This is a genomic window from Serratia grimesii NBRC 13537 (assembly GCF_001590905.1).
GTDB classification, from domain to species: domain Bacteria; phylum Pseudomonadota; class Gammaproteobacteria; order Enterobacterales; family Enterobacteriaceae; genus Serratia; species Serratia grimesii.
The window spans coordinates 1-21217 of the sequence record NZ_BCTT01000015.1 but is presented as its reverse complement, the minus strand read 5'-3'; the positions used below and the strand labels follow the sequence as shown (position 1 = coordinate 21217).

Genomic DNA, 21217 nt, shown 5'->3' with positions numbered 1-21217 from the left:
CTCAATAAAACCCGATTTTCCTGATTTCTCAGCGGCGTATAGTAGCTGACAGAAACCCGGGCATCTGGCGCCGGGCAGAATCTGATGAATTAAGGAGTCACCGATGAAACATGAGCATTTCGTTGTCCAAAGCCCGGCAACCCCGGCTGCGCAGCTGATCCTGCTGTTTCACGGTGTCGGCGATACCCCGGTGGCGATGGGGGAGATTGGTAGCTACTTCGCCAAGGATTTTCCTCAGGCGTTGGTGGTGAGCATCGGCGGGCCTTTTCCCTTCGGGAACGGCAGCGGTCGCCAGTGGTTTTCAGTACAAGGTGTGACGGAAGAGAACCGTGCTGAGCGCATAGCCGAAGTGATGCCGCAGTTTGTCGAAACCGTACGTTACTGGCAGAAGCACAGTGGTGTGAATGATGCAGGAACCGCACTGGTCGGTTTTTCTCAAGGATCAATCATGGCGCTGGAAGCCTTGAAGGTTGAACCCAAACTTGCCGGCCGTGTGGTGGCTTTCAGTGGGCGTTTTGCCAGCCTGCCGGAACGAGCGTTTGGCGACAGCGTGGTGCACTTGATCCACGGCGAACAAGATGCGGTGATTGCAGTGCAACATGCGAGAGCGGCGGCGGAACGGCTGCAGGCCAATGGCGTCGACTTCACGTTGGATGTGGAGGAGGACGTTGGGCATGCCATTAACCAAGGGATGATGAATAGTGCCCTTGAACGGTTGCACTATTACGTGCCACAACGTTACTGGGAAGAAGCGCTGTTTGGTAAGCGGGGCGATTTAATCGCCTTCAAGTAAACGTCAGGGCGCATTATGCGCCCTGATATTATTTTTTCTTCGGCCAGTCATCGTCGTCATCCCACTCAGCGTTGTTATCGCGATGAGGGGGGATTTCCGGCTTATCAGCCAGATAGCGTTTGACGTCAACGCGACGTAGCTCTTTGATTCCACTGATGATCATCCCGACTAAAATCAGCAGGATTATCCACCAATAGTCAGCTAACCATTCCATATTTACTCCTTTCCTTCAGTGCGTATAAAACGCGAAAATATCGATGGCAAATGCTCTTCAAGCCATTGTGCACCAGCAACGTCCTTATTTTTCCAGGCTGCCAGCAGCAATGCTGGCGTCAGCAAATGTTCAGCCTCGCGCGCTAACGGGCGGTAGCTCAAATGCCAAGGCTCCACCGCCACGCCGTCGCCATCTTCGGTGAACGGACGGTAAAAGCCAAATTCGGCCATATGTTCCGTCATCCACTGGTTGAGTGGATAAAAGTAGCCGCCTTGTTCGTATTCCCAGGGTTCCAGTTGCAACTTCTGCCCAGCGGGCAACAGCGAAGGATCGTAAACGTCCAGATCGCTGCCCCAGTGATGGCGGCTGGCGCCCGGTAACGCCGACCAGCGTAAGATCGCTTCGCAACGTTCTGCCGCGGACAGCGGCGTGATGTCGATCGGCCGACTGTCCTTATCTAATACTGGGCGTTCACCGCAAAATTTGCCATTCCAGATCGCCTGTTGCCGTTCAAAATCACGAAATGTGCTGGCCGGCTGTAGATTAAACCCGGCTTCGAGCGCCGCCTGTTGCATGGCAAGGAACGCGGCGACTGCCGCAGGTTGCAGGCGGTGGTTACCGCTAAGCGGTGCCAGGTGGTCGGTCGAGCGCCCGGTCAGCATTTCTGGCGTGATCATGCGACTAATTGCTCCATGATGCGTTGATACATACGACTCAGTAATTGCAGATCAGCCGCGTGTACACATTCGTTGACCTTATGGATCGTTGCATTCACGGGCCCCAGTTCAACCACCTGTGCACCCATCTGGGCGATAAAGCGCCCGTCTGAGGTACCGCCGGTGGTCAGTAATTGCGGCGTCAGTTCGGAATAATGTTCGACGGCATTAACCACCGCGTCTACCAACGCACCGCGTGCAGTCAGGAAGGGGTGACCCGACAGGCGCCATTCGATGCTGTAATTTAACTGATGCCGTTCAAGCAACTCTTCTACACGCTGTTTGATCGTCGCGTCGGTCGATTCGGTACTGAAACGGAAGTTGAACTGAACGAACATTTCGCCCGGGATGACGTTGTTGCTGCCGGTACCGGCTTGCACATTGGCTATTTGCATACTGGTCGGCGGGAAGAATTCATTACCGCGATCCCACTCAATGGCCACCAGTTCATTCAGGGCCGGCATGGCACGGTGTACAGGGTTATCTGCCAGGTGAGGGTAAGCGACATGACCCTGGATACCGTGAATGTGCAAGTTAGCAGTAATTGAGCCACGGCGGCCATTCTTCACCACATCACCAACGCGCTCGGTGCTGGACGGCTCGCCAACCAGGCAGTAATCCAGACGCTCATTGCGAGCCATCAACGCTTCCACGACTTTAACCGTACCGTGAGTGGCACTGGCCTCTTCATCGGACGTGATCAGAAACGCTAAACGCCCCTGATGGTGTGGGTTGGCTGCCACAAAACGCTCAGCTGCCACGACCATCGCCGCCAGCGAGCCTTTCATGTCTGCCGCACCGCGGCCATACAGCATACCGTCGCGGATAGTGGGTTCAAACGGCGGGTTGTCCCAGCGTTTTTCGTCGCCGGTCGGCACCACGTCGGTATGACCGGCAAAGGCCAGAGTTTGCCCCTCGCCGCGCCAGGCCCAGAAATTCAGGGTATCGCCGAAAGGCATTGGCTCAACGGTAAAACCGATGGCCTCGAGACGTTCAATCATCAACGCCTGACAACCTTCGTCATGTGGGCTGAGTGAAGGGCGTTTGATCAGCTGTTGGGCAAGTTCGATCACCGGGCAAATCATGCTGCCACCTCGGAAATAAATTGCTGGTAGCTTTCGGCGTTGAAGCCAAGCAGGGCATGGCCGTTGCCGTCGTCCAGGAGTGGGCGTTTGATGATTGCCGGTTGGGCCAGCATCAGTGCGATAGCCGCATCGGCATTGTCGCAGGCATTACGCTGCGCTTCATCCAGCTTACGCCAGGTGGTGCCGCGGGTATTGAGCAGCGGTTCCCAACCCAGGCGTTCGACAAAACCACGCAACTGCTGTTCGTCCAGCCCGTCGGCGCGATAGTCGTGAAATTGGTAAGCCACACCCTGTTCTTCCAGCCAGCGGCGTGCTTTTTTGATGGTGTCACAATTTTTGATGCCGTACATGGTTAACGTCATGGAGTAAGAACCTTCTCTGCAACCCAACACCGACGCGTGTGGCCGGTGGTAAACCGCCGGTGGCGGTGAAATGAAAGCCAGCGACCAGCATGCCGAAAAATGACGGGGAGTTCCACCGTCCAATGGTCTGAAAGACGGGGAAAAGCTGAAAAAATACAGACCGAATTTAATGCGGTGAATTATTTGCTAATCTCAATGTGGCATTCAGTCTCCCTGCACAAGAAGAAAAACATGGATAAATATCGTATTGAAACCACCGAAAACGCAATTGATGAAATAGAAGCGCTGATCGCTGAAGGTCTGAATCAGTACAACGATGAAGTGACAGGCAACAACGACCGACGTCCGTTGGCCGTGGTAGTGAAAGATTCGATGAGCGGAACGGTATTGGGGGGCATCACCGGGCGCTCATCACTGGGCATGCTGTTTTTGGATCTGTTTTACTTGCCAAAATCGCTGAGAGGATCTGGGCTGGGCAGTGAGCTGCTGCGTCGTTTTGAACTGGAAGGGCGGAGCAGGGGTTGCGTATCAGCTGTGTTATACACCATCAGCTTTCAGGCACCGAAATTTTATGAGCTGAATGGTTGGACACGCTTCGGCGAAGTGCCCTGTCTGCCGGCGGGCACCAGCCGTATCTTTATGATGAAGACGCTGTAGATGACTGGCCGGAAATTATTCTCTGGCCTGACGTAATTTATAACTCAGGCTTTTTTCACCATCGGCCATTCGTGGTCGATGATGGAGAAACCCCGGTTCTATTCATCACTTTGGGCCTTGGACCAATGCTTCATCTCTTCGCTGATAAAGTAAGTGACCAGATCGCGATACAGTTTTTCTACTACCTCCGGGCTTAAACCTTGTTCATCGGCCCAGACGCGTCTTTGCAGTAGCATGGCTTCAAAGCGCGCTTTGGCGCGCACGGCATCGGGACTGGTCTTGAATTTTGCCGCTGCCTTTACGTAGGCAAAACGCTTGGCGATCAGCTTGATGATGTTTTCATCCATCATATCTATTTCTGCGCGGATCTCATTCATGTCCGCACAATCTTGCGGGGACAGCTTGTTCTCTATGATCAAAGGGCGTTCCTTTAAAGGGGGCTGCGCAGGTAACCATTCTGTTGCAGGCGTTCCAATGACGCGTTATCGGCATAAACCATGCCTGTGGTCAGCTCACGGAAATGGTATTTTTTGTAAAAATCCAGCTTGTCAGGCACTGAGTAGATAAACACCTTTCCGAGCGGCGCCAGATCCTGCATCACCCGATCCATCAATAACCGTCCTAACCCCCGTCCTTGAACGTCTGGATGGAGGGCCACATCGGCCAGATAGGCGACGGACGTCATGTCACTGATGGCATGCGCAGTAGCGACTAACCTGCCATCGCAGTAGCCCCAATAGCAAAATTGGCTGTGTTGATAAACCCGTTGCAGGACTTGCGGATCACGTTGGCCTAATCCTGCTGCGTCCAAGAGTTCAGCTAATTGCTGCCAGTCGACGCCATAACGGTTCGGATCGGTGACTATCTCCATTTCGACCTCGTTTAGCCAATCCGATCCAGATCGGCGGCATATTGGCGGATTGCTCGTTGGTAACTGCTGATATCGCTGTAGGAGGACGTTTCTGCCAGTAGCAGGAGCAGGTCTGCGACTGCCTGTTTGGTATCACCCAGGTTGTACAGCGTCATGGCGCGGAACAGCGTCAATTCTTTAGCCTGCGGAAACTCGGCAAGTCCGTCGTCGAAGGCAGTCAGTGATTGCTGATACAGCCCAAGCGCCCGATAGGTGCTGCCCAGGCCAAGCCAGGCTTCTTGCCGTTGCTTCACCGGCAACTTGTGCGCCAGTGCCGAGAGATAACAAGGAATAGCCTGCTGCTCAAAACCTTGAACGTCATACAGACACGCTAATTGATAGTGCAGGGTGGCTTCTTCTGGCTTTTGCAAAAGTTGTTGTTTTGCCAGCTCGGTGGCTTCTTGGTAACGGCCCAATTCTTTCAATTGTTCGACGGTCAGTGTAGGGGACATGACATGGCCTCAGAGACGTGTGGTTTTTTGATACCTTTGGCACGCTACTACGGAAGAATTCATCACACAAGGGATATAGACGTTGGCGTGAAATCGGCCCCGTTATCCGGGGCCGTTTATTGCACAAGGCGATCAGAACTCGTGTTTTAGCGTCAGCATGAAATTGCGTGGGTTGCCATAGTTACGGGTACTGTAGAAATTAACCTGAGAGTAGTATTTCTGATCGAAAACGTTGTTCAGGTTAAGTTGCACTGACGTTTGCGGCGTCAGTTTGTAACGTGCCATCGCATCGACCAGAACATAAGATCCTTGCTCGGCTTTGCGCTGGACCATTTCGCCATTTTTGGCCCCGTTGACGTTGGCATAAACGCTACTCTGCCAGCGTGCACCACCGCCGAGAGTCAGGTCGCGTAAGGCGCCCGTCAGTTGGTAGGTGGTGAACAGGTTGATGCGGGTGCGCGGCTGCTCGGTGTTAAGATTGACTTTATCTTTGTCTTTCAGCGAGAAGTGCGTAATGCCTAGTTGCGCATTCCAGCCCTGCGCCAGTTCGCCGTTCATTTCGAACTCGATCCCTTTGCTGGTCGCCCCCTGGCTCTCATGATAGGTCTGCTGTAACCAATCCAGATTGCTGGTGTCTTCGTCCAGTACCCCCAGGTTGTCCTGCGTGATGCGGAAGGCTGACAGCGACAGATTGAGTCGGTCATTGAGCAAAGCGGCTTTAATGCCCACTTCCTTATTCACACCTTCAATCGGTGCCAGGTAATGACCGCTGCTGTCGAGATAGTTCTGATCTTTGAATATGTCGGTGTAGCTGGCATAGGCCGAAACCTGATCGGTCAGTTTATACACCGTGCCGAAGAATGGTGTCACTTTGTTTGAGATGGTAGTCGTGGTGTTTTTGAAGCTGTTGAAGCGGGCACCGAGTATCAGATCCAACCGATCCGTAACGGAGAAGTCAGCGCTGCTATAAATTCCGATTTGCCGCGTACGGTAATCCATTTGCGGCATTTTGTCCGACCACTCGGGCTCGCCCAAGCCGCCATTCCACTCACGCAGGTTGCCGCTAAATAACTGTGAGGTGCTGGCGCTTCGATAGGTGCTGTAGCTGTGTTGCCAGGCTGAAGAACTGCCTACCACAAATGTGTGGTTACGGCCCAGCAGGCTGAAATTACCGTTCAGCTTCATGTCTATTGCATGTTGATCGCGGTAGCCTTCATAGCGCCCTGCATAGGGGCTTGACGGTTTTACCGCCCAGGTATCCGGATCGATCAGTTCGCCAAGACTCATTGCCATTTTGGCATCGAAGGCCTGGCGATTGTGAGTGTAGTTAGCGACGCCTTTCCAGTTGTTGTCGAACTGGTGTTCCAGCGTGGCGAACTGAGTACTCAGCGTGGTATCCCAGCTTGACCAGTCAGATGCGCCACTGTAGTGACGATCCCAGTTAATCTCGCTACCGTCACTGAACCAGCCGGTTGGCAGGGCACCGCCCCAGGTGGAGGCTTTAGGCCGGTTTTGCTGATAATCAGCCCCCAGCCGCAGCAGGGTATCGCGGGTCAGATCGGCTTCCAGTGTGCCGTAGATCACTCCCTTACGTTCTTGATGACGTTCCATATAAGAATGGCTGCGGTCAGCAGCGGCGGCGATGCGCACCCTGACAGTACCTTCATCATTGAGCGGTGTACCGGCATCGACCGTGGTGCGGTAGTGATCCCAGGAACCGGCAGACAGCTCAACACGGGCAAAAGGAGAAAGGCTGGAGGCTTTCTTTCTGACCAAATTGATGGCGGCGCCTGGATTACCAACACCGTTGAGCAAACCGGCGGCTCCTCTGACGATCTCGACGTGATCCAGCGTGATCGAATCAATTTCTGATTCACCACCGGAATAACCGGAATCAAAGAAGGTGGGAACACCGTCGTATTGATAGTTATCGACGCTAAAACCGCGGTAATTGAACGAGGAGCGTTCGCTATCGTAATTGCTTTCACTGACGCCTGTTGACCAGCGCAGGATATCTTTTAACGAATATGCATTGATGTCATCAATCTGTTGGCGAGTGATGACCGAAACTGACTGCGGCGTATCCTTGATGCTTAGTGGCAGACCGGTTGCGGTACTCATTTGGCTGGTGGTATAGGAACCGGTATTTTCGGTACTGCCGTCATCGCTGAACGGTGAAGCAACCACCTCCAGGGTTTCTTCTTTCTGTGGGCGGGGAGCCTGATCGCTGCCAGCGGCCTGTGCAATCATGACCGGTAGGCACAGCAATGCGCCACCGGAAAGTCGAATCATAAAACTAGCCATTACCTGCCTCACAATCCGCCGAGATTAATCTTGAGCAGGTAATCCTGCTTTTTCTCCATCTCTTCCTTGGACTGCTTGATGCTGGCGAAGAGTTGATTACCGTCTGCAGAAAGTGCCAGGCTGTTAGGCAGTGCATGGGTAACAATGCTGTTTTTGACCCGGTAGCTGTTGCTATCAACGATGCTGATGCGTTTGGCTTCACGATGCGTAATGTAGATTTCGTTGCGCATTGGGTTGAACAGCACGGCCAATGAGTTAATTACGTCAATCTGATGCAGGATTTTGCCGCTGTTGGTATCAACAACCAGTACGTTAGGCAGGTCTGGATCTGTGATAAAGGCACGCCCCGTTTTGGTATCGAGGCTGATGTTAAGGAAGAAATGCTTTTTGGTGGGTTCCACCACTTGTCGCTTGAGGATCTTGTGGCTGGCGGCATCCAGGGTAATCAGTTCGCCGCTGCCATTAACGCAGTAGATATGGCCATGTTCACTATCGAGCGCAATGCCGGTCGGGTATTCGCCGACGTTGCTCAATGTGGCAATCTTTTCACGTTTGGCGGTATCGATCACCCACAGCACACCTTTTTGTGAAGTGCCGGAGACATACAAACGCTGATTTTTCTTATCAAGCACCATTTCACGTGTCGGTGTGAATTGGTCTTCTTTCATACTTTCGCTGAGCTGGATGGTGGCGAGTTCTTTACCGCTCGAGAGATCAATCACAGTGACTGAACCGTCTACGGTGTTACCGATGTACAACAGGTTACGCTGCTCATCCAATGCGGTGGCGAATGCGCGGCGCTGGGTAACAATATTAGCCTCAGTCGCAAGTGTCATTGGATTGATGCGGTAGACAATACCGTTGTTTTTACCTTTGGCAAAAGAGGGGGTAGAGGCTGCAAACAGGCTGTTATTGTGGCCATCAAACGCCAGTTCATACAGACCATATCCCACTGGTTTGGTTTGAAAATGGCTTTCTGGAAGCTCGGCGGCCAGTGCTGAACATGACAGCAAAATGGCGGATGCCAGGGCGCTGAAAGCGCTAAGGTTGCCTGAGGTGTGCATCTTCATATACATTCCTTTACATTAACTTACGATGTGCGAATGCTAATGATATTGATAATTAATATCAATATCATTTATTGAGTAATGCAATGCTGAACTTGTTACTTATTGAAAGTCATTGGGTTTATTGCAGCCTGACATACTGGAACTCGACACTTTTTTGTTGTGTGCTGATTTTTGTTGAGATGGAATGCGAGGGAATTCTCTGTTTCTTATGCCAGTGACCTGTTAAAGACTGTAAATAAAAATACGGCGGCTAAGTTCCGCGGTGTGAAACCCAAGTCGGCTTGCACAGTGACTGCGAAGAGTGGCCGGGTTAGACCTTTTATGCAGTTGGATTGAGGGATTAATATCGGAAGGGAATAGCCAAGATTAGTCATTGATCAGATAAGTACGAAAATGTGCACTATCCCCGGTTTTCGCGGCTGGCATCGTTCCCGAACCCCTTCACTTGCTCAAAAAACAGGCGTAGAATCCGCTTCGTCTATTAATTGAGGTTGTAAATTATTATGGTTGATCGTGAGTTGGGAAACTGGAAAGACTTCATCGAAGAGATGTTAGGTAACTGACACTGCGTTGAGGTTGATAACAAGGTTGGTTGATTTGTCAGACATTGAAGCACCTTGGGAACGAGAGTACGCGTTCGAGATAAAGCAGCATCGGTTACCCGACGCTGCTTTTTTATGCCCGTTATTCCCCTTGGTCTGGCATTTTTGCGGCTATCGCGTGCTTGCCTGGGAAGCGGCGACGCACCAGCACAAAGAATAATGGCACGAAGAAAATCGCCAGCAAGGTAGCGGAAATCATGCCGCCCATGACCCCGGTACCTACCGCATGTTGGCTACCAGAGCCTGCACCGCTGCTGATGGTCATTGGCAACACGCCGAAGATAAAGGCCAGTGAGGTCATCAAAATCGGTCTCAGACGCATGCGTGAGGCTTCCAGCGTGGCCGACATGAGATCTTGGCCTTTATGGTTTAACTCATTGGCAAATTCGACGATCAGAATGGCGTTCTTCGCCGAGAGTCCAATGATGGTGAGCATCCCCACCTGGAAGTAAACGTCATTTTCCAGCCCGCGCAACCAGGTGGCCGCGACGGCACCAATCACCCCGAGTGGGACCACCAGCATTACCGAGAATGGAATTGACCAGCTCTCATACAGCGCTGCCAGGCAGAGGAACACGACCAGCAGAGAAATTGCGTACAGTGCTGGTGCTTGTGAGCCAGACAGACGTTCCTGATAGGACATGGCGGTCCACTCCAGGCCGAAGCCGGTTGGCAACTGGCTGACAATTTTTTCCATTTCGGCCATTGCGGTACCGCTGCTGACACCTTCTGCTGCTTCGCCGACAATCTCCAGTGCAGAGCTGCCGTTGTAGCGTTCCAGGCGTGGAGAACCATATTCCCAATGGGAGGTGGCGAAGGCCGAGAACGGCACCATGCCACCTGCTTTGTTGCGAACGAACCATTTATCAATATCGCCAGGTAGCATGCGGAACGGGGCTGCGGCCTGCACATAGACTTTTTTCACCCGCCCGCGATCGACGAAGTCGTTCACATAGGTTGAGCCCCAGGCTGTTGATAGCGTGTTGTTGATGTCATCGATAGAAACGCCCAGTGTCTGTGCCTTGCGTTGGTCAATATCAATTTGCAGTTGTGGACTGTCGTCCAGACCATTGTGGCGCACTCGGGACAGCAGTGGGTTGGCGCTGGCCAGTTGCAACAACTGATCACGTGCCGCCATCAGTTTGGTGTGGCCCAGCCCGGCGTGATCTTCCAGTTCCATATCGAAACCGGAAGAGTTACCCAGACCGGTGATCGCCGGCGGACTACTGGCGATCACTCGTGCCTCATTAATCTTGTTAAAGGCTGTGGTAGCACGATTGATGATGTCGAAAGAGCTATTGGCACCTGAGGTACGCAGATCCCAGTCCTTCAAACGAATAAACATACGTGCCACGTTCTGCCCGTTACCGCCCGGTCCTGCACCAATGGTGGAGAACACCGACAGTACGTCCTCTTTTTCTTGGGTCAGGAAGTAATGTTCAACTTTCTCCACCACCTTGGTGGTTTGCTGCAACGTGGATCCCGGCGGTAACTGTACCTGCACGGTAAACACCCCGCGGTCCTCTTGCGGCAGGAACGAGGTTGGCAGCTTGATAAACAGAAACGCCATGCCGCCAAGCAGCAGCAGGTAAATTGCCATATAGCGCACACTGAAGTGCAGCACGCGCGCCACGCCACGCTCGTAGCGTTCGGCATTGCGATTGAACATGCGGTTGAACCAACCGAAAAATCCGCGCTTGCCGTGATGGTGCCCCTTAGCGATGGGTTTAAGCAGCGTGGCGCACAGGGCAGGGGTCAGGATCATCGCCACCAGCACCGACAACACCATGGCAGAAACGATAGTGATCGAGAACTGACGGTATATTGCGCCAGTCGTGCCGCCGAAGAACGCCATCGGGATAAACACCGCCGATAACACCATCGCGATGCCGACCAATGCGCTCTGAATCTGTCCCATGGATTTTCGCGTGGCTTCACGGGGAGGCAAACCCTCTTCGCTCATCACACGTTCGACGTTTTCCACCACCACGATGGCATCATCCACCAAGAGCCCGATGGCTAGCACCATGGCGAACATGGTCAGGGTATTGATACTGAATCCACAGGCGGAAAGAATGGCGAAGGTGCCCATTAGCACCACCGGGACAGCGATAGTCGGGATCAGTGTGGCGCGGAAATTTTGCAGGAACAGGTACATCACCAGGAACACCAGCAAAATGGCTTCCAGCAGTGTTTTCACCACGTCCTTGATCGAAGCTTTCACGAACGGGGTGGTTTCATAAGCCACCTTGGCTTCCAGCCCGTGCGGGAAATACTGCGACAGTTCGGCAATTTTATCCTTCACCAACTGATCGGTTTGCAATTCGTTGGCGCCTGAGGCCAACTTGATATTCATCCCAGCGGCCTGTAGACCGTTATAGCGGCTGAGGAAGTTGTAGTTTTCACCACCGAGTTCGATGGTAGAAACATCACCGAGTGTGACCAGTGAACCGTCCTGATTGACCCTGAGTGTGATTTTGCGGAACTGTTCCGGTGTCTGTAACTGGGACTGCGCGTTAATGGTGGCATTCAGCGCCTGCTTATCGACAGACGGTGATCCCCCAAGTTGGCCGACAGCCACCTGCGCATTTTGAGACTGAATGGCCGTGACGACATCCTGGGTAGTGAGCTGATAGCTGTTGAGTTTGTTCGGATCAAGCCAGATACGCATGGCGTATTGCGAACCGTAAACGTCCATGCTGCCCACACCGTTGATACGGCTGAGCGGGTCTTGCAGGTTGGAGACGATATAATCGGCAATGTCCTGTTTGTCCATGCTACCGTCGGTAGAGACAAAGGCCACCATCATCAACGTGGTGTCGCCGGATTTTGATACAGTAACACCTTGGGTTTGTACGGCTTGCGGTAGGCGCTTGATCGCTGCCTGCAGTTGGTTTTGCACCTGCTGCATCGCTTCGTTAGGATCGGTGCCGGCTTCAAAGGTCAGCGTCACGGTAGCTTGCCCGGTATTGGTACTCTGTGACGACATATACATCATGTTGTCCAGACCAGTCATGTTCTGTTCAATAATCTGGGTGACGGTGTTTTCTAGCGTTTGTGCAGAGGCGCCAGGGTAAGTGGCGCTAATGCGAACGTTCGGCGGCGCGAGGTTCGGATACTGTTCCACAGGTAATGAAAAAATCGCCAAAACGCCAGTCAGGCAAAGAATAATTGCCAGGACCCAGGCGAAAATCGGGCGATCAATAAAAAAATTAGCCATGCAGCGCGAACCTCGTTATGACTTGTTCTATCTTTAAGACGCATCGGAATTGCGTTTCTCAGCGGCTGGGAAGGATTCCGGCGCCTATGCACTTTACTCGGGAAGGGGGAGTAAAGCGTGGAGAAAAAAAGGAGATAATGTAAATAACGGTAGTAGAAACCTGCAAGGTCGCCGCTATTGTTGTTAAAACGGTCATTAAGACAATTTTATGACTATCAAGGGCCTGACCGATTAGTGTGCCCGGAAAATAATCAGGACTCATAGTGTAAGCAGGAGCTTGGCATGGAAATTAACCCGGTATTTGCCCGTCGTCTTTATCTGTGCTGGTTGATCAGCCACAGCGAACGGCCAAACGTCCCACGTCTGATGGAATTGACGGGGTGGCCGCGTCGTACCCTGCAAGACGTGTTGAAAGCCTTGCCAGGCTTGGGGGTCGAATTGCAATTTGTTCAGCAGGGTGTACGCAACAATGACGGTTTTTACCAGTTGGAAAACTGGGGGCCGATCAACAAGGGCTGGGTTCACCAGCACCATCAGGCACTCCTCGCCGCCATCGAATGAACATTCCCCGGCGTGCCGGGGAAGTATTATTGACTCTTGTGCTCCAGATACATCACTGTCGCTGCCACGCGTGAACGCACATCCAGTTTGCGCAGCATGTTGCGGATATGCACTTTCACCGTCTCTTCAGAAATGTGCAATTGTGCGGCAACCTGCTTATTGGACATCCCACGTGCGACTTCTTGCAATACGTCCAGCTCGCGCTCTGTCAGTTCGGCAAAGGGATCGTGTTGTTCGCTACGGGATAACAGATAATCTGCCACCGCGTCACTGATCACATTTTGGCCTTCTGCGGCGGCGAGAATGTGTTCCAGCAACTGTTCCGGTTCACTGTCTTTCAGTAGATAGCCATCGGCACCGGCGTCGATCAACGCATAGACATCGTTGCGTGAATCGGAAACCGTCAGCACGATGATGCGTGCATCCACACCTTCATTGCGCAGTGCTTTCAGCGTGTCCAGACCGGACAGCCCTTTCATGTTCAGATCCAGCAGGATCACGTCCGGTGTTTGTTGTAACGCAAACGTGATAGCTTCGTTGCCGTTGCTGGCTTCGGCGACGACGGTAAACAGCGGGTCAAGCCCCAGCAGTTGTTTGATGCCGCGGCGCATCAGTGGGTGGTCGTCAACGATCATCACTCGGTAATTCTTCATCACCATGAAATATGCTCCCTGTAGCGAGTAAAGCCACTCAAACGCGCTGTGCAGCACGCTTCACAGTGGGACAGACTCTTGATAGTGGTACTTAGGCTGTATCCCGTATTTGACCGTGGCACTGTCGCAGACCCAAAAGCCCGTAATCAAGGCGAAGAGGGTAGGACATAGTGGGCCTACGTTCAAACCCGACAACACAGAGTACGGGTTTTTGGGGTGCGACCCGAAGGGCTGGGGCCATTTGAATGCGCACTTGTGTTACGCGCCGCTTATTTGGCCCACCAAACCTCACGACTCGCGCCTTGCTGCGCGTCCAAATAACCGCCAGCGGTGCTCACGTGCAAATATGGGATGCAGCCTATTTCCACACACATCCTGAAATGACCGTTAGACTTCGCTAAACCGTAACGAAGGGTGAACAGTCCTGATTTTATGGCGGGAATGTCAGTTGGACTTCCGTGCCTTCTGACTCACCTCGCTTGATGCGCAGCGTTCCTCTCAGCCGCGCAGCGCGCTCGCTCATGATGGTCAGGCCATAGTGACCTTCAGGTTCACTCAGACTGGCGATACCGCAGCCGTCGTCTGCAATGCTAATCCTGTTGTTACCCTCGGCCGTCACGCCACAGCGAATCACGATCTCCCGTGCGTTGGCGTGTTTGATGGCGTTGAGTACTGCTTCACGTACAATTTGCAACGCATGCACTTGCTGTTGGGCATTAAGCGCCTGGGAAGAAAGCCGACAGTGTAACTGAATCCGCGCGTCGGTAAGAACCTTTAATGGCGCCAGTAACTGGTCCAGTGCGGTGTTTAAATCGGCTTCCTGAATGTTCAGGCGGAAGGTCGTCAGCAGTTCGCGCAATTGGCGATAGGCATCAGCCAGCGCCCGATCGAAATCATTGATAATTTCATGGGCATCCGGGGTTGTACCCCCCAGCGTTCGTTTGAGCAACGTGAGTTGAATACGCAAAAACGACAGTGCTTGCGCCAGAGAGTCATGTAACTCTCGGGCGATAGTGGCACGTTCTTCCATCAGCAAAAACTGCATGTGTTGCTTCTGCGCACGGTTAAAATACACTCCGCGACTCAGCATATTGGCGACACTTTGCATCAAGTGCGGGTGGGGAGGATGATCGTGATGCTGCCAGCTCAGTTCGCCCAACGGCTTGTCGCCCTGGATTATGGTCAGCGATTGCCAGTCCAGCGTCGTCGACGGTGAGCCGCTGTGCAATTGCCATTCACTGAGATTGTCTGCCACCTTTAGCTTGATGCAGTGCAGGTGTTCACTTTGGCGCACGATGTGCAGGATTTGCTCAAATGCCTGCTGATCTATTTGCCGTACGCTCAGCGCTTGCGAACAGTTGTACAACACCTCCAGCGTCTTGTTCGCTTGCTGTAGGCGCTGGGTTTTCTCCTGCACTTTATGTTCAAGCGATCGATACAGTTTGGCCAGATCACCAGACATGGCGGTAAAGGCTTGCGACAGTACCCCAAGTTCGTTTGGCAATTCGGTATCCAGCGGCGGGTAATGAAAATCCCGTTGTTGTACGCGCTGGCTGGCTTCCACCAGGTGCTTAAGCGGTGTGACGACCTGGCGTCGCATAAAGCGGATACAAAACAGCACCAGGCCAATGATGACGATATACCCCACCACACTGATAGCGGCCACGATGGTCAGTTTCAGTTCGGAATAACGCTGTAGTGCCAGTACAAAATGGTCAATTTGATTCACATAGCCGGCAATGTTGGCCTGATAGTCTGCCGACTGCCCCGCCTGGATCTGCTGCGCAAGCGGTTGCCAGGCATGCTGCAGAGAGAGGTATTTTTCACGGACATCCGCAGGCACGTAAAAACGATCCAACTTTTGCAATACCGGGGCTTGCAGAGACTCTTGGTATTGCAGCAGATGCTGGTCCCGTTCCGGGGCATGTTGGGCAAGGTCGTACGCTAATCGGTAGCTTTGCATACGCAGTGAGCCAGCAATGTTGACCGCTTCGGCGTCACGCAGGCTGTCAGCGACGGTAGTCAACGCCAGGCCAGTGGAGAGCACGGACAAAATCACAATGCAAAACAGCGCCTTGGCCAGGCTGCTGGTCACTGAACGTTTAACAAGCAATCATGCATCCTTTTCTCGCGTGCGATGGACATTGTTGAGTTTCATTCGAAAGCAAAATTATAACTTTTGCAACCAAAATGCGTGGTGTTTCGCATTAAGTTGTCTGTCATAGCACCAATAAACAGACGTTATATAATCAATTAGATAGCGTCCGGCTGGAAATAGTGTGGCTAACATCTCACAGCACCCGGTAATAGATTGATCTGGCGCAAGCTACCCCCGTATTTACCCCTTTAGGGTGATTATATACCCCCCGCAGTCCTTTTATCTTACCCCCGTCTTTAGCAGGGTTTATACCCTTTGTCCCCTCGTTATTACGTGGTGGGCAGCCGTTCGAAACTCTGAGAGCAATACAACAATAACAGTACTGGATTAGGCACTCTTTACACGCGGTGGCGTGTTTGCAACGTCAAGGAAAAACAGCATGACCATATTGTCGCGGCGCAAACTGCTCGGTGGACAATGGCGTCAGCCAACCGCTGCGATCCGCCCCCCGTGGTCGCTGCAAGAATCCCTTTTTATTGCGGGTTGCACCCGTTGCCAGGCCTGTGTTCGAAACTGTGAAACGGGCGTTCTTATCGTCGGTAGCGGCGGTTTTCCTGAAGTGAATTTCCAGCGTGCGGAATGTACGTTTTGTGGGCTTTGCGCGCAGGCGTGCGCGGAATCGTTATTTCGCCCGTTGGCGGAAACGCCCTGGCGACAACATGCGGTGTTCAGTAACGCTTGCCTGGCGCACCAGGGTGTGGAATGCCGCAGTTGTCAGGACAGCTGTGAACCCCAGGCCATACGGTTTCGGCCCCGTTTAGGCAAGATGGCGCCACCCATGCTGGATGTGGCGGCCTGCAACGGTTGCGGAGCCTGTGTCGCCGGCTGCCCGACCGGTGCTGTCACCTTAACCCGGAGCGAAAATAATGATGAATAGCGAATGGCACGTCAGCGGGCTGGTGGTGCAGGCGCGACCGGAAAAAATCCCACGGCTGACTTCGGCTTTACTGGCGATAACGGACACGGAAATCCCGGTGCAGGATCAGGAGCACGGCAAGTTGGTGGTCGTCATGCAAGCCGCTTGCTCTCATGCGCTGCTAGAAAAAATTGAGTCGGTACGCAATCTGGACGGCGTGCTGGCAGTATCGCTGGTTTATCACCAGCAGGACACTCAAGGTGAGGTAACGCCATGAAACTCAGTCGTCGAGACTTCATGAAAGCAAATGCCGCAGTAGCGGCTGCGGCAGCCGCCGGTTTGACTATTCCCACGGTGGCACAGGCGGTAGCAAGCAGTGCTGACGCCATCAAATGGGACAAGGCGCCCTGTCGTTTTTGCGGAACCGGCTGCGGTGTGCTTGTCGGGACCCAAAATGGTCGTATTGTTGCCTCACAAGGGGATCCAGATGCAGCGGTCAACCGTGGGTTGAGCTGTATCAAAGGCTATTTCTTGCCGAAAATCATGTATGGCAAAGACCGTTTAACTCAGCCACTGCTGCGCATGAAAGACGGTCAATATCATAAAGAAGGCGAGTTTACCCCTGTTAGTTGGCAACAGGCCTTCGACATCATGGCCGATAAGTTCAAGCAAGCATTGAAAGAGAAAGGACCTGAGGCGGTCGGCATGTTCGGTTCCGGTCAGTGGACGGTATGGGAAGGCTATGCCGCGGCCAAATTGTTTAAAGCCGGGTTGCGTTCCAATAATCTGGATCCGAACGCACGTCACTGTATGGCGTCAGCGGTGGTGGGCTTTATGCGCACCTTCGGCATGGACGAACCTATGGGCTGTTATGACGATATTGAGCAGGCCGACGCCTTCGTGCTGTGGGGCTCCAATATGGCGGAGATGCACCCGATCCTGTGGTCGCGCATTACTGATCGTCGTCTGAGCAACGAACACGTCAACGTATCGGTGTTGTCTACCTTTGAGCATCGCAGCTTTGAACTGGCGGATAACGGCATGGTGTTCACGCCGCAGACCGATTTGGCGATCATGAATTACATCGCTAATTACATCATTCAAAACAATGCAGTCGATCAGGACTTCCTTAATCGGCACGTCAATTTCCGCCGTGGGGCGACGGATATCGGCTACGGCCTGCGTCCGACGGACCCACTGGAAAAAGCGGCGAAAAACCCGGGCAGCGATGCTTCGGAACCGATGAGTTTCGAAGCGTACAAAACCTTCGTGGCGGACTATACGCTGGAAAAAACAGCGAAATTGAGCGGTGTGCCGGAAGATCAACTGGAAGCGTTAGCGAAGCTGTATGCCGATCCAAACATCAAGGTCGTGTCTTACTGGACCATGGGCTTCAACCAGCATACCCGTGGCGTATGGGCTAATAACCTGTGCTACAACCTGCATCTGCTAACCGGCAAGATTTCCAAACCGGGCTGTGGACCGTTCTCACTGACTGGGCAACCTTCTGCCTGCGGTACCGCACGTGAAGTGGGTACTTTTGCTCACCGTTTGCCGGCTGACATGGTGGTCACTAACGAAAAGCACCGTCAGACAGCCGAACAGAAGTGGCAATTGCCGGTGGGCACTATCCCGGCAAAAGTTGGGTTGCATGCGGTGGCGCAGGACCGTGCACTCAAAGACGGCAAGCTGAACGCTTACTGGGTGATGTGTAACAACAACATGCAGGCTGGGCCAAACATCAATCAAGACAGGATGCCGGGCTGGCGTGACGCGCGCAACTTTGTGGTGGTATCTGATCCTTATCCAACCGTCAGCGCATTGGCTGCCGATTTGATCCTGCCGACGGCCATGTGGGTTGAGAAAGAAGGGGCTTACGGCAATGCGGAGCGTCGTACCCAGTTCTGGCGCCAGCAGGTGAAAGCGCCGGGTGAGGCCAAATCCGATCTGTGGCAACTGGTGGAATTCTCCAAGCGTTTCACGGTGGAGGAAGTGTGGCCAGCCGAACTGCTGGCACAGAAACCGGAGTATCGCGGTAAAACGCTATATGACGTGTTGTTCGCTAACGGTGAGGTCAATAAATACCCATTAACGGAAATCCCGGAAGACCAGCTAAACGATGAAGCCCGTGACGTCGGTTTTTACCTGCAAAAAGGGTTGTTTGAAGAGTATGCCGGTTTTGGTCGTGGCCATGGTCATGATCTGGCACCGTTCGACAGTTACCACCAGGCGCGCGGTCTACGCTGGCCTGTGGTGGATGGCAAAGAGACGCTGTGGCGGTACCGAGAAGGCACAGATCCTTACGTGAAGGCGGGGGATGCGGTGCGTTTCTACGGTAAACCGGACGGCAAGGCAGTGATCTTTGCGCTGCCATTTGAACCGGCGGCAGAGAGCCCGGACAGCGAATACGATCTGTGGTTATCCACCGGTCGTGTGTTGGAGCATTGGCATACCGGCTCAATGACACGACGGGTTCCCGAACTGCATCGTGCTTTCCCACAGGCAGTGTTGTTTATTCATCCTCTTGATGCCAAAAGCCGCAATTTACGTCGTGGAGATAAGGTCAAGGTGAAGTCACGCCGTGGTGAACTGATCAGCACGGTCGAAACCCGTGGCCGTAACCGCCCACCCAAGGGGTTGGTCTATATGCCGTTCTTTGACGCCGCGCAGTTGGTGAACAACCTGACGCTGGATGCCACCGATCCGCTTTCGAAAGAAGTCGATTTCAAGAAATGTGCGGTGAAGTTGGAGAAGGCGTAAGGCTGACGAATAGCGCGATGAACACCTTATTTAATTACCCAGGAGCCAAATAAAAATGAAAAGCCCTGTTCTGAAAAAGACGCTTGCCCTGTGGGTGACCTTATTGTCGCTGGTGTTCGCCGGTCTGGCGTTTGCCGCGAGTGATGTCGATCTCAGCAAATCCCCTGAAGTGTCCGCCACCGTTGGCGGGCCGATCTCAATGCCGAAACAGCAGGAGCGGATGGCACTGAACTATGTCAATCAGCCGCCGATGATCCCGCACAGCGTGGATGGTTACCAGATCAGCAAAAACACCAACCGTTGCTTGCAGTGCCACGGGGTAGAGCACTACCGCACTACCGGTGCACCCCGCATCAGCCCGACACACTTTATGGATAGAGACGGCAAGGTATTGAGTGACGTCGCACCGCGTCGCTATTTCTGCTTGCAGTGCCACGTACCGCAAACCGACGCGGCACCCATTGTCGGCAATGATTTTCAGCCCATGCCGGGCTTTGGACATTAAGCGGGGGAGCTATGAGCGAACGCAAACATACTATGACTGAAAAAAAGCCCGGGCTGTTACTACGATTGTGGCGCTGGTGGCGTAGGCCAAGCCGCCTGGCGCTGGGTACGCTGCTGCTGTTGGGGTTTGGCGCCGGGATCATCTTCTGGGGTGGTTTTAATACCGGCATGGAAGCGGCGAATACCGAGCAGTTCTGTATCGGTTGTCATGAAATGCGTGAAAACGTCTATGAAGAGTACATGGGGACAGTGCACTACAACAACCGTAGCGGTGTGCGTGCGACCTGTCCGGATTGTCATGTGCCACATGAGTGGGCGCCCAAGATGCTGCGCAAGTTGAAAGCCAGCAAGGAGTTATATGCCAAGGCATTCGGTTTGATCGACACGCCACAGAAATTTGACCAACATCGGTTGGCGATGGCGAGCAACGAATGGGCGCGCATGAAGGCCAATGACTCGCAAGAATGTCGTAACTGTCATAATTTCGAATACATGGACTTCACCGCGCAAAAAACGGTGGCGGCAAAGATGCACGACAAAGCAATAACCGAGGGTAAAACCTGTATCGATTGCCATAAGGGCATCGCCCACAAGCTGCCGGATATGCGCGACGTTCCTAACGGGTTCTAACGCATTTAGCTGTAAAAACCCCGTCGCTCTGCATGAGCTGCGGGGTTTTTTGTTGCAAATCCATTGCCACTTTGGGGCTTAATCGCGGTATCATTTTTGCGTTTCAGCTAACGGAAAAGAAGAAGGGTTCATGTCCGCGAAAATTGAGAATGTGAAGAAAGAGCTGTTATCAGATAACTGGTATGTGCTGCACAAATATACTTTTGATTTGAAGCGTAAGGATGGCGGTTCCGTTCAGCAGATGCGTGAAGTCTACGATCGTGGCAACGGCGCAACCATTTTGCTGTACAACCGTGCCAAGGGCACCGTGGTGCTGACAAATCAGTTCCGTATGCCGACCTATGTGAACGGTAACGACAGTGGCATGCTACTGGAAGCCTGTGCAGGCTTGCTGGATGCTGACTCACCGGAGCAATGCGCACGCCGTGAAGCCGTGGAGGAAACCGGTTTTCAGGTTGGCGACGTGAAGAAGATTTTCGAAGCCTATATGTCTCCGGGCGGCGTGACTGAGATCGTGCATTTCTTCATTGCTGAATACCATGACGACGAACGCAATACGTTCGGTGGTGGTATCGAAGACGAAGATATTGAAGTGGTGGAGTTGCCGTTCACCGACGCGGTGGCGATGATTGCTGATGGGCGAATCAAAGACGGCAAGACCATTATGCTGTTGCAGTACCTGCAAATTCACCGAGTCATGGAATAAAAAA

At 53.1% G+C, this 21217-nt stretch carries 22 protein-coding genes; 10 read left to right on the top strand and 12 right to left on the bottom strand.

Annotated elements, in window-relative coordinates; genetic code table 11:
* Positions 1-103 precede the first annotated feature (103 nt).
* Complete coding sequence (gene ypfH / locus SGR01S_RS18805; RefSeq protein ID WP_061808268.1) at positions 104-793, top strand: esterase; 690 nt, start codon at positions 104-106, stop codon at positions 791-793.
* A gap of 28 nt (positions 794-821) precedes the next feature.
* Here ypfH and SGR01S_RS18800 read toward each other — a convergent pair whose 3' ends face one another.
* From SGR01S_RS18800 to SGR01S_RS18785, 4 genes are read right to left on the bottom strand one after another with little or no spacing between them, the layout of a single operon-like run.
* Positions 822-1007, bottom strand: coding sequence for a YpfN family protein (locus SGR01S_RS18800; protein WP_037426952.1), 186 nt, complete (start codon positions 1005-1007; stop codon positions 822-824).
* Between the two features lie 2 nt (positions 1008-1009).
* Entirely contained in the window at positions 1010-1684 is a 675-nt protein-coding gene (locus SGR01S_RS18795) for a M15 family metallopeptidase (protein ID WP_037426955.1), read from the bottom strand.
* The gene (gene dapE, locus SGR01S_RS18790) at positions 1681-2808 is read right to left on the bottom strand and encodes a succinyl-diaminopimelate desuccinylase (RefSeq protein ID WP_061808267.1); all 1128 of its coding nucleotides are present in this window, start codon (positions 2806-2808) and stop codon (positions 1681-1683) included. Before dapE ends, SGR01S_RS18795 begins: the two co-directional genes overlap by 4 nt.
* Complete coding sequence (locus SGR01S_RS18785; RefSeq protein ID WP_037426353.1) at positions 2805-3170, bottom strand: ArsC family reductase; 366 nt, start codon at positions 3168-3170, stop codon at positions 2805-2807. Before SGR01S_RS18785 ends, dapE begins: the two co-directional genes overlap by 4 nt.
* Before the next feature lie 231 nt (positions 3171-3401).
* Between SGR01S_RS18785 and SGR01S_RS18780 the strand changes: the two genes are divergently transcribed.
* Positions 3402-3827, top strand: coding sequence for a GNAT family N-acetyltransferase (locus tag SGR01S_RS18780; RefSeq protein ID WP_061808266.1), 426 nt, complete (start codon positions 3402-3404; stop codon positions 3825-3827).
* Positions 3828-3925: 98 nt separating this feature from the next.
* Here the strand turns inward: SGR01S_RS18780 and SGR01S_RS18775 are convergent, their stop codons facing one another.
* From SGR01S_RS18775 to yncE, 5 genes are all read right to left on the bottom strand, one after another.
* A complete protein-coding gene (locus SGR01S_RS18775; RefSeq protein WP_037426347.1) occupies positions 3926-4246 on the bottom strand; it encodes an isochorismate lyase in 321 nt (106 codons plus the stop codon).
* Between the two features lie 11 nt (positions 4247-4257).
* Entirely contained in the window at positions 4258-4698 is a 441-nt protein-coding gene (locus SGR01S_RS18770; RefSeq protein ID WP_037426344.1) for a GNAT family N-acetyltransferase, read from the bottom strand.
* 11 nt (positions 4699-4709) lie between these two features.
* Positions 4710-5189, bottom strand: coding sequence for a tetratricopeptide repeat protein (locus SGR01S_RS18765; RefSeq protein WP_061808265.1), 480 nt, complete (start codon positions 5187-5189; stop codon positions 4710-4712).
* A gap of 132 nt (positions 5190-5321) precedes the next feature.
* A complete protein-coding gene (locus SGR01S_RS18760; protein ID WP_061808264.1) occupies positions 5322-7493 on the bottom strand; it encodes a TonB-dependent siderophore receptor in 2172 nt (723 codons plus the stop codon).
* A gap of 8 nt (positions 7494-7501) precedes the next feature.
* Positions 7502-8563 (bottom strand): 7-bladed beta-propeller protein YncE, encoded by a 1062-nt coding sequence (yncE, locus tag SGR01S_RS18755; RefSeq protein ID WP_073963482.1) that lies wholly within the window; start codon positions 8561-8563, stop codon positions 7502-7504.
* A 503-nt stretch (positions 8564-9066) separates the two neighbouring features.
* Here yncE and ypfM point away from each other — a divergent pair.
* Positions 9067-9126 (top strand): protein YpfM, encoded by a 60-nt coding sequence (ypfM, locus tag SGR01S_RS24265; protein WP_112349006.1) that lies wholly within the window; start codon positions 9067-9069, stop codon positions 9124-9126.
* 121 nt (positions 9127-9247) lie between these two features.
* Here the strand turns inward: ypfM and acrD are convergent, their stop codons facing one another.
* Complete coding sequence (gene acrD / locus SGR01S_RS18750; RefSeq protein WP_061808262.1) at positions 9248-12385, bottom strand: multidrug efflux RND transporter permease AcrD; 3138 nt, start codon at positions 12383-12385, stop codon at positions 9248-9250.
* A 282-nt stretch (positions 12386-12667) separates the two neighbouring features.
* On the opposite strand from acrD, the gene SGR01S_RS18745 reads away from it, so the two are divergent.
* Positions 12668-12946 carry a winged helix-turn-helix domain-containing protein gene (locus tag SGR01S_RS18745; protein ID WP_017893610.1) on the top strand — a complete coding sequence of 93 codons (279 nt, stop codon included), beginning with the start codon at positions 12668-12670 and terminating at the stop codon, positions 12944-12946.
* Between the two features lie 26 nt (positions 12947-12972).
* On the opposite strand, the gene SGR01S_RS18740 is transcribed toward SGR01S_RS18745, so the two are convergent.
* On the bottom strand, positions 12973-13605 hold the full coding sequence (locus tag SGR01S_RS18740) for a response regulator (RefSeq protein ID WP_037426331.1): 633 nt from the start codon (positions 13603-13605) through the stop codon (positions 12973-12975).
* Between the two features lie 424 nt (positions 13606-14029).
* Positions 14030-15712 (bottom strand): nitrate/nitrite two-component system sensor histidine kinase NarQ, encoded by a 1683-nt coding sequence (gene narQ / locus SGR01S_RS18735; protein ID WP_061808261.1) that lies wholly within the window; start codon positions 15710-15712, stop codon positions 14030-14032.
* 424 nt (positions 15713-16136) lie between these two features.
* Here narQ and napF point away from each other — a divergent pair, with 424 nt between their 5' ends.
* The 6 genes from napF (at position 16137) to nudK (ending at position 21213) form a co-directional block, all read left to right on the top strand.
* Entirely contained in the window at positions 16137-16634 is a 498-nt protein-coding gene (gene napF / locus SGR01S_RS18730; RefSeq protein WP_061808260.1) for a ferredoxin-type protein NapF, read from the top strand.
* Positions 16624-16890 (top strand): chaperone NapD, encoded by a 267-nt coding sequence (gene napD / locus SGR01S_RS18725; protein ID WP_037426321.1) that lies wholly within the window; start codon positions 16624-16626, stop codon positions 16888-16890. Before napF ends, napD begins: the two co-directional genes overlap by 11 nt.
* Positions 16887-19373 carry a nitrate reductase catalytic subunit NapA gene (gene napA / locus SGR01S_RS18720; protein ID WP_061808259.1) on the top strand — a complete coding sequence of 829 codons (2487 nt, stop codon included), beginning with the start codon at positions 16887-16889 and terminating at the stop codon, positions 19371-19373. The genes napD and napA overlap by 4 nt, the downstream gene beginning before the upstream one ends.
* Positions 19374-19428: 55 nt before the next feature.
* Positions 19429-19878, top strand: a complete 450-nt coding sequence (napB, locus tag SGR01S_RS18715; RefSeq protein ID WP_037426319.1) for a nitrate reductase cytochrome c-type subunit — start codon at positions 19429-19431, stop codon at positions 19876-19878.
* Positions 19879-19889: 11 nt separating this feature from the next.
* The gene (gene napC, locus SGR01S_RS18710; RefSeq protein WP_082797642.1) at positions 19890-20507 is read left to right on the top strand and encodes a cytochrome c-type protein NapC; all 618 of its coding nucleotides are present in this window, start codon (positions 19890-19892) and stop codon (positions 20505-20507) included.
* 130 nt (positions 20508-20637) lie between these two features.
* Positions 20638-21213: a GDP-mannose pyrophosphatase NudK gene (gene nudK, locus SGR01S_RS18705; RefSeq protein ID WP_061808258.1), complete on the top strand. Its 576-nt coding sequence runs from the start codon at positions 20638-20640 to the stop codon at positions 21211-21213.
* Positions 21214-21217: the final 4 nt, after the last annotated feature.

Bases quoted from the DNA above. Each gene is read 5' to 3' on its own strand.
- ypfH (WP_061808268.1), top strand. From the start codon at position 104: ATGAAACATGAGCATTTCGTTGTCCAAAGCCCGGCAACCCCGGCTGCG.
- SGR01S_RS18800 (WP_037426952.1), bottom strand. From the start codon at position 1,007: ATGGAATGGTTAGCTGACTATTGGTGGATAATCCTGCTGATTTTAGTC.
- SGR01S_RS18795 (WP_037426955.1), bottom strand. From the start codon at position 1,684: ATGATCACGCCAGAAATGCTGACCGGGCGCTCGACCGACCACCTGGCA.
- dapE (WP_061808267.1), bottom strand. From the start codon at position 2,808: ATGATTTGCCCGGTGATCGAACTTGCCCAACAGCTGATCAAACGCCCT.
- SGR01S_RS18785 (WP_037426353.1), bottom strand. From the start codon at position 3,170: ATGACGTTAACCATGTACGGCATCAAAAATTGTGACACCATCAAAAAA.
- SGR01S_RS18780 (WP_061808266.1), top strand. From the start codon at position 3,402: ATGGATAAATATCGTATTGAAACCACCGAAAACGCAATTGATGAAATA.
- SGR01S_RS18770 (WP_037426344.1), bottom strand. From the start codon at position 4,698: ATGGAGATAGTCACCGATCCGAACCGTTATGGCGTCGACTGGCAGCAA.
- SGR01S_RS18765 (WP_061808265.1), bottom strand. From the start codon at position 5,189: ATGTCCCCTACACTGACCGTCGAACAATTGAAAGAATTGGGCCGTTAC.
- SGR01S_RS18760 (WP_061808264.1), bottom strand. From the start codon at position 7,493: ATGGCTAGTTTTATGATTCGACTTTCCGGTGGCGCATTGCTGTGCCTA.
- yncE (WP_073963482.1), bottom strand. From the start codon at position 8,563: ATGAAGATGCACACCTCAGGCAACCTTAGCGCTTTCAGCGCCCTGGCA.
- acrD (WP_061808262.1), bottom strand. From the start codon at position 12,385: ATGGCTAATTTTTTTATTGATCGCCCGATTTTCGCCTGGGTCCTGGCA.
- SGR01S_RS18745 (WP_017893610.1), top strand. From the start codon at position 12,668: ATGGAAATTAACCCGGTATTTGCCCGTCGTCTTTATCTGTGCTGGTTG.
- SGR01S_RS18740 (WP_037426331.1), bottom strand. From the start codon at position 13,605: ATGGTGATGAAGAATTACCGAGTGATGATCGTTGACGACCACCCACTG.
- napF (WP_061808260.1), top strand. From the start codon at position 16,137: ATGACCATATTGTCGCGGCGCAAACTGCTCGGTGGACAATGGCGTCAG.
- napD (WP_037426321.1), top strand. From the start codon at position 16,624: ATGATGAATAGCGAATGGCACGTCAGCGGGCTGGTGGTGCAGGCGCGA.
- napA (WP_061808259.1), top strand. From the start codon at position 16,887: ATGAAACTCAGTCGTCGAGACTTCATGAAAGCAAATGCCGCAGTAGCG.
- napB (WP_037426319.1), top strand. From the start codon at position 19,429: ATGAAAAGCCCTGTTCTGAAAAAGACGCTTGCCCTGTGGGTGACCTTA.
- napC (WP_082797642.1), top strand. From the start codon at position 19,890: ATGAGCGAACGCAAACATACTATGACTGAAAAAAAGCCCGGGCTGTTA.
- nudK (WP_061808258.1), top strand. From the start codon at position 20,638: ATGTCCGCGAAAATTGAGAATGTGAAGAAAGAGCTGTTATCAGATAAC.